The sequence below is a fragment of the Pontibacter ummariensis genome (assembly GCF_900188175.1).
Taxonomy (GTDB): domain Bacteria; phylum Bacteroidota; class Bacteroidia; order Cytophagales; family Hymenobacteraceae; genus Pontibacter; species Pontibacter ummariensis.
In genome coordinates this window covers 1-8,736 of sequence record NZ_FZOQ01000053.1, presented here as the reverse complement: position 1 = coordinate 8,736, position 8,736 = coordinate 1, and the positions used below count along the sequence as shown (strand labels likewise).

General features: G+C 50.9%; 9 protein-coding genes. 7 read left to right on the top strand and 2 right to left on the bottom strand.

What is annotated here, in order from left to right; translation table 11 throughout:
- Nucleotides 1-904, bottom strand: a 904-nt coding sequence (locus CHB92_RS25100) for a hypothetical protein (RefSeq protein WP_144266398.1), incomplete at its 3' end; no start/stop codon positions are given.
- A 233-nt stretch (nucleotides 905-1,137) separates the two neighbouring features.
- On the opposite strand from CHB92_RS25100, the gene CHB92_RS25095 reads away from it, so the two are divergent.
- From CHB92_RS25095 to CHB92_RS25065, 7 genes are all read left to right on the top strand, one after another.
- Nucleotides 1,138-2,166 (top strand): sensor histidine kinase, encoded by a 1,029-nt coding sequence (locus CHB92_RS25095; RefSeq protein WP_089321990.1) that lies wholly within the window; start codon nucleotides 1,138-1,140, stop codon nucleotides 2,164-2,166.
- 13 nt (nucleotides 2,167-2,179) lie between these two features.
- Complete coding sequence (locus tag CHB92_RS25090) at nucleotides 2,180-2,914, top strand: LytR/AlgR family response regulator transcription factor (protein WP_089321989.1); 735 nt, start codon at nucleotides 2,180-2,182, stop codon at nucleotides 2,912-2,914.
- 98 nt (nucleotides 2,915-3,012) lie between these two features.
- Complete coding sequence (locus CHB92_RS25085; protein WP_089321988.1) at nucleotides 3,013-3,468, top strand: YybH family protein; 456 nt, start codon at nucleotides 3,013-3,015, stop codon at nucleotides 3,466-3,468.
- A 208-nt stretch (nucleotides 3,469-3,676) separates the two neighbouring features.
- Entirely contained in the window at nucleotides 3,677-4,510 is an 834-nt protein-coding gene (locus tag CHB92_RS25080) for an AraC family transcriptional regulator (RefSeq protein ID WP_089321987.1), read from the top strand.
- Nucleotides 4,511-4,648: 138 nt separating this feature from the next.
- Entirely contained in the window at nucleotides 4,649-6,079 is a 1,431-nt protein-coding gene (locus tag CHB92_RS25075; protein WP_179223163.1) for a M20/M25/M40 family metallo-hydrolase, read from the top strand.
- A 3-nt stretch (nucleotides 6,080-6,082) separates the two neighbouring features.
- Nucleotides 6,083-7,609 (top strand): aminoacyl-histidine dipeptidase, encoded by a 1,527-nt coding sequence (locus CHB92_RS25070; RefSeq protein WP_089321985.1) that lies wholly within the window; start codon nucleotides 6,083-6,085, stop codon nucleotides 7,607-7,609.
- Entirely contained in the window at nucleotides 7,590-8,084 is a 495-nt protein-coding gene (locus CHB92_RS25065; RefSeq protein WP_179223162.1) for an HXXEE domain-containing protein, read from the top strand. Before CHB92_RS25070 ends, CHB92_RS25065 begins: the two co-directional genes overlap by 20 nt.
- 236 nt (nucleotides 8,085-8,320) lie before the next feature.
- Here CHB92_RS25065 and CHB92_RS25060 read toward each other — a convergent pair whose 3' ends face one another.
- Nucleotides 8,321-8,506 (bottom strand): hypothetical protein, encoded by a 186-nt coding sequence (locus CHB92_RS25060; protein WP_089321983.1) that lies wholly within the window; start codon nucleotides 8,504-8,506, stop codon nucleotides 8,321-8,323.
- Between the last annotated feature and the right edge of the window lie 230 nt (nucleotides 8,507-8,736).

The window sequence follows — 8,736 nt, the reverse complement described above, 5'->3', positions numbered from 1 at the left end:
AGAGCACACCGGGAGCTAGCTCCTTTGGCTGCTGGTCAGGCCTTCCCAGTGGTAAAGCATTAAAATCCTGTACAGGCTGCGCAGCAAATGCCTTCTTCACATTCTCTGGTATCTCGAACATCTCACTGGGTATTTCCTTGTTCAACTCGAGGCTAAGCACTGTAAACTCCTGGTAAGGCTGGTTGTTCCGGTACAGATTGTATTGGAGCGGGTAAAGAATTCCCTCGGGCGTCAGGGACCAGAAGGAAAAGAACATATCGTTGCGTACGTTCCCCCACACAGACCACATCAAGTCCTGCGGGTAGGCCCGGGTTGTTTGCAAGAGTGTAGGCAGGTTTGTGAAGGCGTTGACATAAAGTCGTGTTTGAATGTTCCCTTCCCTGAAGGCGATACCCTTGTGCGGCACCCCTTGCAGTAGCGTGTCCCGCAGGACATGTAAGTCAACCGCTTCACGGGCTCTCAGCAGTACTTGCTCAGGCGCCAGCCCCAGAATTTCTTCCGCCTCCTCAGCCATGCTCCTGCGCCCTGGTACCACCTTCCCTCCCGGTAGTTTTAAAGCACTGGCACCTGCTGTATAGAGCAAGGTGGTACCTGCCCATTCCGGTTGCTGGACATTCTTGCTCTCTTTCTTCAGAAAGAGGCGTTGTTGCTGGTAATCCCGGATCTGCTCAACCTGGCTATAGTTCACGATCCAGGGGCCTTCCGGTCTCTCCGACTGCTCCAGCATATAGGTATGCCCAATGCCTTGCAATCTAAGGGTGCGCAGGTGTTGAAGCTTCTCCTCCCCACCCATAGCGGCAATGCTTTGATGGATGATTTCTTTAGCACTAGGGCTAGGTTTTGCAAATGACTGCCCCAGGAAGCAGCCTATAAGAAAAAGGGTTGTGATAAGGGTCTTTCTCATAGTTTTATGTTTGAATGCTGCAAAGGGAACAAAAAATTAGAAGCCGCACCGGCTTGTTCGACCATTCCCCGGCAGTTTAAGACCCTTTTACTCTGTTATTCGATCGTTCCTACGAATACCCCTAAAGGCCCGATCGGTGGAAGAACCCAGGGCATCGGCCGAAAATCAGTGAGCCTTTATACCTTAACTCTTCCTTATGTTTTACCTTTGGCTATTCTGAGGCTTGTATTTGTATGAAACCGTTCTGGCAGCGCCACCTTATCCTGTTATTGCATCTCTCATTCTGGGTAGCGTACCTGTCATTTAACCTGTTTAATGTCAGTCGCTACAACGACACAGTGGAGACACTGTACCTGACAGGCGTTGTGCTGGCCACCCACCTGGTGATCTGTTACTTCAACTACTTCCTGCTGCTGCCGCGCCTCATGCGCGAGCGCCGCCTACTTCCCTATTTGCTGCGTTTGCTGCCGGTTTTTACAGTGTTGCTGGTGATTCGATTGTTAGTGGAAAAGGAATTGTACAGCAGCATAGTAACGGACATGCCTTACATCATCAACACTGCCAGGGTAGTGCAGGTAGCTATTGGGATGCTCTTTATCCTGGCCTTCATTACCCTATTGAAGTTCACGACAGAATGGCTTGTGCTGGAAGGCGAGCGACGGGAACTGGAGAACCAGCAGTTGGCGGTGGAACTGAAGTACCTTCGCGCCCAGATCAACCCTCACTTCCTCTTCAACACGCTTAATAGCCTTTACTACCTTTCCTATACAAAGTCTGACTATGCGCCAGAGGTGATAGACAGGCTTTCGCAGATGATGCGGTACATGATCTACGACGCTAACCAAAAGGTGGTACCGTTGCAAAGTGAGATCAAGCACATGCGCAACTATATCGAGTTGGAGCAGATGCGCCTCAACCAGCAGGTAAAAATTGACTTTGAAGTGCACGGACCAACAGCGGAAATACAGGTGGCACCCTTCCTGTTCATGACTTTCCTTGAGAATGCCTTCAAGCACGGGGTTAACCCCAATGGCATGGGCGATTGGGTGCAGGCAAAGCTATCGGTAGGTAACAGCCAGTGCCGTTATGTGCTGCGCAACAGCAAAGGTATGCCCAGCCAGAATGAATTTTCCGTGAGCAGCGGGGTGGGACTGCAAAATGTGCAACGGCGCCTGGAACTCAGCTACCCTGATCGTCACCGACTGAAGCTGACAGATGGACAGGACTTTTATGAAGTTGACCTTACTTTAACAATTGCATGAAACCCACTAAGCAATGGAAAACAAGTACCGCTGCCTGATTGTGGATGATGAGCCACTGGCGCGACAGCTCCTGCAGGAATATGTGCAAAAAGTACCCTTTCTGCAGCTGCAGGGAGCCTGTGCCGGAGCCATGGAGGCACTGCGGCAGTTGGGTGAGAAGAGTGTAGACCTGCTCTTTCTTGATATAAACATGCCGGAGGTAAGCGGCTTGACGCTGCTGCGTACGCTTCCCCATCCGCCAAAGGTCATATTCACAACGGCGTTCTCTGAGTATGCGGTACAGGGATTTGAGTTGAACGCTGCCGATTACCTCCTCAAGCCAATCACTTTTGATCGCTTCCTAAGGGCTGTGAACAAGATAGTGGCACCTTCCTCGACTTCCCATTCTTCCGTGCCTGCAACAGCCACAGGGCCTGTAAACCCGGAGAGCTTATTTCTGCGGGAGGGTAGCCGGTTCATACGCATTAACCCAAGAGACATACGCTATATTGAAGGCCTAAGAGACTACGTGAGTATCCAGACCCGCAGTCAAGGAAGGATTGTGTGCCTGCAGCGCTTAAAAGGCATGGAAGAACAACTGCCTGCGGATCGCTTCATTCGCGTGCACAACTCCTATATCATCAACATAGAGGAGGTAGACGCTTTGTACCGACACAAGGTGCACTACGGAGATAAAGAAGTGCCCGTGGGCGAAACATACCGTCAGCGCTTCAACGAGTTTCTAAGGTTAAGAAGTATTCACTTATAGCCGCATCTGCCAGTTTTTATAAAGGTAGCTATATACAGCCTCTAACCGGGGCATGGGTATTAACCGAACCAACATCTTTCACAAAATAGACTTAAACTATGAAGCGCATCACAACAGTATTTTTTCTCTTCTTCGTTCTGCACTCTTCTTTTGCCTCTGTAGCAGATACAGGAAAGCCTAAAGTAGAGCGAGAGCTCAATGCTTTTATCAAAGACTACGTGGACGCAACCAACTCCCACGACTTTGACACGGTAGAGCCTCTCTTGCTGGCTGAGGCGGTGTTCTGGTTTAATAAAAGCGAGAGCCAGGGAATCGATGCTATCAGGAAGAACTTTGAGAGCACCTGGGGTTACCTGCCTGACGAGGTGTATGGTATTGAGAAAGTAAAATGGCTCTCCATCGAAAAGAACAGCGCCACCTGCATTTACGAATACACTTACCAGGGTACTCATGAAGGAAAAGCAGTAAAAGGAAGAGGCCGTGGTACGAGCGTGCTGGTGAAGAAACGCGGGAAGTGGCGAATTTCCCATGAGCACCTTTCTATACCCGTTTAGTTAGAGGCACAACCTGCAAGGGTGCTTTAGCTGAGTTACCGCTTTAACCTCTTGAGAAACTTGGTATAGGGGCCACGCTCACAGTTAAAGATACGGCAAAGAGAAAAATTTTTGAGCCCTATGAGTCCGGTATAGAGAAGCAAGCTATATATTCGCTGATCAGTAACATAGGGGGGCCCTTTTTAAAACGACCATATCTTTTGCCGTCATGCATGCTTCCACACAGCAGCACATCTTCCAGTCCAGGCTCTACATCGAGCGGAACCTGGGCGAAGTGCTGAATGGGGAGATCATTGCTGAAAGGGCTTTTCTGAGCTACTTCCATTTTCAGCACCAGTTCAAGGCTTCCACCGGCGAGTCGGTCTGGCAGTATGTGAAGCGTCTGCGCATGGAGAAAGCAGCTTTCCTGCTGCTCTTTACGTCCTCTCCTGTTTCCGATGTAGCATTTGGGGCTGGCTTTGAGACGGCGGCGGCTTTCAGCAAGGCCTTTCGAGCCTGGCATGGGCAGTCTCCTCAGCAGTACCGCCAGCAGCACTTACAGCACCATTCCGCTAGCCAGGGGCTGTCCTACAACTGGAATGCGGTAAAGCAAGTCAGGTTACCAGCACAAAAAGTCGTCTCTTTCAGGGCGGAAGGGATACAGCAGTTTCCACAAGGGTACTTTAAGTGGCAGCAACTGGCTGGCTCTCTGGCAGAGCAGAATGTAGCGCTCATTGGCCGATCCCCTGACCAGCCAGGTATTACCCCCTATTCCAAGCTGCGCTGGGACACTGCTGTTCCCGAGGCTTGTCTGCCTCAAGGCCTGAAACAGGAGCTCACACAAGAACAACTGCTTTTCGAAGACAGCCTCCCAGGCGGCCATTACCTGGTTGTACCCTTCACTGGCTTCGGCCGGCCACTTCCCGCGCACCTGCCTGCCATACTCGCCTACCTTCGGAAACAGGGGCTGGAGTGGCGACCCTCTGGATATTCCTTTCAGGTCCTGCGTCAGCACGAGACGGACAGCCGGTGCTCTACCGATCTTTTTATTCCTGTTCTTTAAGCCCGCAAAGTCAGCAAAAATGGACAAGTGTCTGCCATTGATGGCAGATAGCTTTGCTGCATGAAAAACATACTGCTGCTTTTGGCTGGGTCTTTACTGCTAAATACCGCTCAGGCGCAGCCATCAAAAACTCAGGAAATGGGAAAAAGAGCATTACTTGCTGATAGCCAGGCAGAGCGCTGGCTGGAAGAACTGCGCGGCTTTGCAGCTGTGCCCAATAATGTATTCGACGCTGCACAAATCAAGGCAAATGCATCTTACCTGCAGGAGCTACTACAACGGCAGGACTTTACCGTCAGCCTCTGGGATACCCCTTCTGGCAAGCCCTATGTTTATGCCAGCTATGTTGTAGACGAAGCACTGCCCACCCTTCTGTTTTATTCGCACTATGATGGGGTGCCTGTAGATACTGCACATTGGGACAGCGCCCCTTTTCAACCCGTGTTGAAAGACGCGGCCGGCAACCATTTAACTACAAGGGAAGCTTTACGTCACCCGGAGGGGGCCCGGTTTTACGCTCGCTCTGTTGCGGACTCCAAGAACGCAATCATTTCCATCATGGCGGCCCTCGCCAGTATCAAAGCAGAGGGTCAGGAGCCGGGCATTAACATCAAGCTGCTGTTGGACGGGGAAGAAGAGCTGGAGTCGCCTTACCTGCGGGAGACGGTACTCCGACACAGTCAGGACTTAGCCGCAGACCTGGTGATCTCAGCATCTGGAGAGACGCACCAAAGCGGTTTGCCTACCATTGCCTTCGGTGTGCGCGGTATCCTGATGCTGGACCTTACCCTGCATACGGCCACCGCCGATATGCACAGCGGACACTTCGGAAACTTCACACCGAATGCAGCCCTGGAAATGGCCCACCTGCTCGCACAACTTAAAGACCGTAAAGGGAAGGTGCTAGTGCCCGGGTTTTATGAGGGCGTAAGACAGCTAACGGCGGAGGAGCAAGAGGTAGTCCTGCAGATCCCGTCCATTGAGCGCGACATACAGCAACAGTTCGGGATTAAAAAAACAGAACAATCCCACTCGCTGCAGGAGCTCATCAATCAACCTACCTTCAACGTCCGGGGGCTGCAGGCGGGCTACGTAGGCGACCAGGCCAGTAACATCATTCCTACGACGGCGCAGGTTAGCATAGACATACGCCTGGTAGCCGGGATGGACCCGGACAAAATATACAGGGCTATGCTGACATACCTAAAGCAGATGGGTTTTACAGTCACTGATACAAAACCAACAAAAGCAGATCTTATTACCAAAGGCCCTGTTCTTCAGGTGCAGCGCAGCGGAAGCTTTAAGGCCATGAAGACAGAGATGCAGGCGGCCCTGCCGCAGCAGGTGCTACGCCTTGTGCAGCGAAGCACAGCAGCACCATGGGTGGTGGAGCCCACAGAAGGCGGTAGCCTGAACTTTTCTGTCTTCGGGGCGCTTGGCATGCCCCTGATCACGCTGCCAGTCAGCAACTTCGACTGCAACCAGCACACGCACAACGAGAACCTTCGGCTGGACTTCTTCCTTCGGGGCATTGACATCTTTAAAGAGCTACTGGAATTCAGGGGGTAAAAGATGAGCACGCTGAACAGCATCAAGTTATTGGAGCCCCAGGCGCTCTGGCAAAACTTTGCAGCCTTAAGCGCTGTGCCAAGGCCATCAAAACAGGAGGACAAAGCCGCGGCTTTCGTGGTGGCGTTCGGCAGAAAGCAAAACCTAGAGACGATGCAGGACACGGCAGGGAACGTGTTGATCAGAAAACCTGCTACACCTGGTATGGAAAACAGGAAGACGGTGCTGCTGCAAGGGCATCTGGACATGGTACACCAGAAGAACGAGGCTACCCTGTTTGACTTCAGCAGGCAAGGAATAGAAGCGTATGACGATGGGGACTGGGTAAGGGCCAAAGGAACAACGCTGGGGGCTGACAATGGCATAGGAGTCGCTGCCATCTTAGCCATACTGGCGTCCGATACCATAGCGCACCCGCCTTTAGAGGCACTGTTTACAGTAGATGAAGAGATGGGAGCCACAGGGGCCCTGAACCTAGGAGAAGGTCTCCTGCGGGCAGACCTTCTCCTGAACCTGGACTCAGAGGACGATACCCTGCTCACCATCGGCTGCGCGGGCAGCTTGGACATCACTGTTTCAGGAAGCTACAGGCAGGAGAGCATAGGTGCTACCCTGCAGGGATATCAACTTACAGTAGGAGGACTGACAGGTGGTCATTCGGGACTTGACATTCATCTGGGCAGAGCTAACGCCGTTAAACTTCTTATTCATTTACTTACTCAAATTAAAGAAGTAATAGAGCTCAGAATCTGCTCCATGAGCGGCGGGAACCTACGCAACGCCATCCCAAGAGAGGCCACCGCAGCGATAGCTGTTCCAAAAGAAGATGTACAGTTGCTGAATGAGGTGGTGTCGGAGCAGGTGGAGATGCTAAAAGCCAGCTATGCTGTAACTGATCCACAGTTAGAAGTTACCCTTGTTCCCTCTCCCCCTCACTCGTCTGCTCTCCCTCTTGAATTTCAGGAGAAGGTGCTGCTGGCAGTTCACACCTGCCCTAACGGCATCTACAGCCTAAGCAACACTATCCCTGGGCTGGTCCAGACCTCCAACAATCTGTCCTGTGTGCGAGTGCAGGACGGAAGCTTTCATGCTTTCTGCCTAAGCCGCAGCTTTCGTGAAGAAGAGAAAGTAAGGCTGGCTGAGGTAATTAAAAGCGCTTTTGCTGTGACTGGTGTCAGCGTAACCTCTTCTGGCTCCGTTCCTGGTTGGCAACCAGATCCCGATACAAGCCTTGTAAGACTAGTACAGAGCTTATATTTGGAAGAGTTCGGTAAAGCTCCTGTTGTCAGCGCCATACATGCTGGTCTGGAGTGCGGTATTATCGGGGCAAAGTATCCGAACATGGAGATGATTTCTTTCGGACCGAACATCCTCGGCGCTCACTCCCCGGATGAGCGGGTACAGGTAAGTTCTGTGCAAAAGTTCTGGCGGCTGCTACTGCAAGTTTTGCTGCAAGTCCCGCTGCAGAATGAGACGAACCAAAGGGTTGAAAATTACAACAAGACGCGAAGTGACAACAAGAAAGGATAAGCTTGGGAAGGCCCTCAAGGTGCTTCCCTTTGCGTTCATGCTCCATAACTTGGAAGAGGCAGTTACTTTAACCAGTTGGCTGGAGCACAAGCCAATGAGCACACCTTTTGCCGTGACTGCCCGGCAGTACTGGTTTGCACTGGCCCTGTTTACTGTTCTGGGGTTTATCCTCCTGTATGCTAAAAAGCTTTACAGAAATGAAAGGCAGTTCCTACTAACAGCCGTGGGCTTCTCAGGAATGTTACTCCTGAATGTATTTATTCCGCACCTCATGGGGGCCGTTCTCTTCCAGGAATACATTCCCGGCCTCTTAACTGCTCTGACTGTTGACCTGCCGCTTTCCCTTTACATCATGAACAGGGCGCTCAAGAGTTCGGCCCTTTCGACAAGAAGCATTACTACTGCTGTACTGGCTGGTGGGCTAATCGGGATAAGTTTAGTCTATACCTTCCTACTAATAGGGACCTATTTATAGGGGATAATGGTATAGTTGAGAATACAGCCTCCGCCCCTCAGTTGCCAAGCCTATGGCAGGTCTGGCACTTCTTCAGGAGGAAGGCTTGCGGTAAGACGACAGTTGACACTGGGCCCTAAGCAGGCAGAAAAAAAGGCATGAACTACCGTGATGTAGGTAGCGCATGCCTTCGTGTATACGATCTCTTTCTACTTCCTGATCACAAGGTAGCTTCCCCTGTAATCTACTTACAGTGTTTATGCCTTCGCAAACACTCTGTCTAAGATGAACAGGTATATCCCAGAGAATTTCTCGTAGCACCATTTTCTAAGCTGCTGCAGCTCCTCTTTTTCAAGCATTTTAAAGGACTTCCCTAACTCTTTCTCAAACAGGGTTCTGTCGAAGCTTACCTTCAGCAGTATGGTCTTTACGTATTCTAGCATCGTTAATTTTAAATGTGACTGTTGTTATGTACGTACTAAAACTAAAAAGGTGGTGCAACATTAAAAGGCGCTTTGCTTTCATTCTGCCTGTTAGCTCAAACGAGATGAACAGGTAGATGAATGAGTGTGAATATAAGAGGCTGTTTTGATTTCATTTATCTAATTTCTTAAGCATGATATGTATCATGGTAATCTGAATCATGGTCTCGGCTGATTTAGTGCTGCGTTCA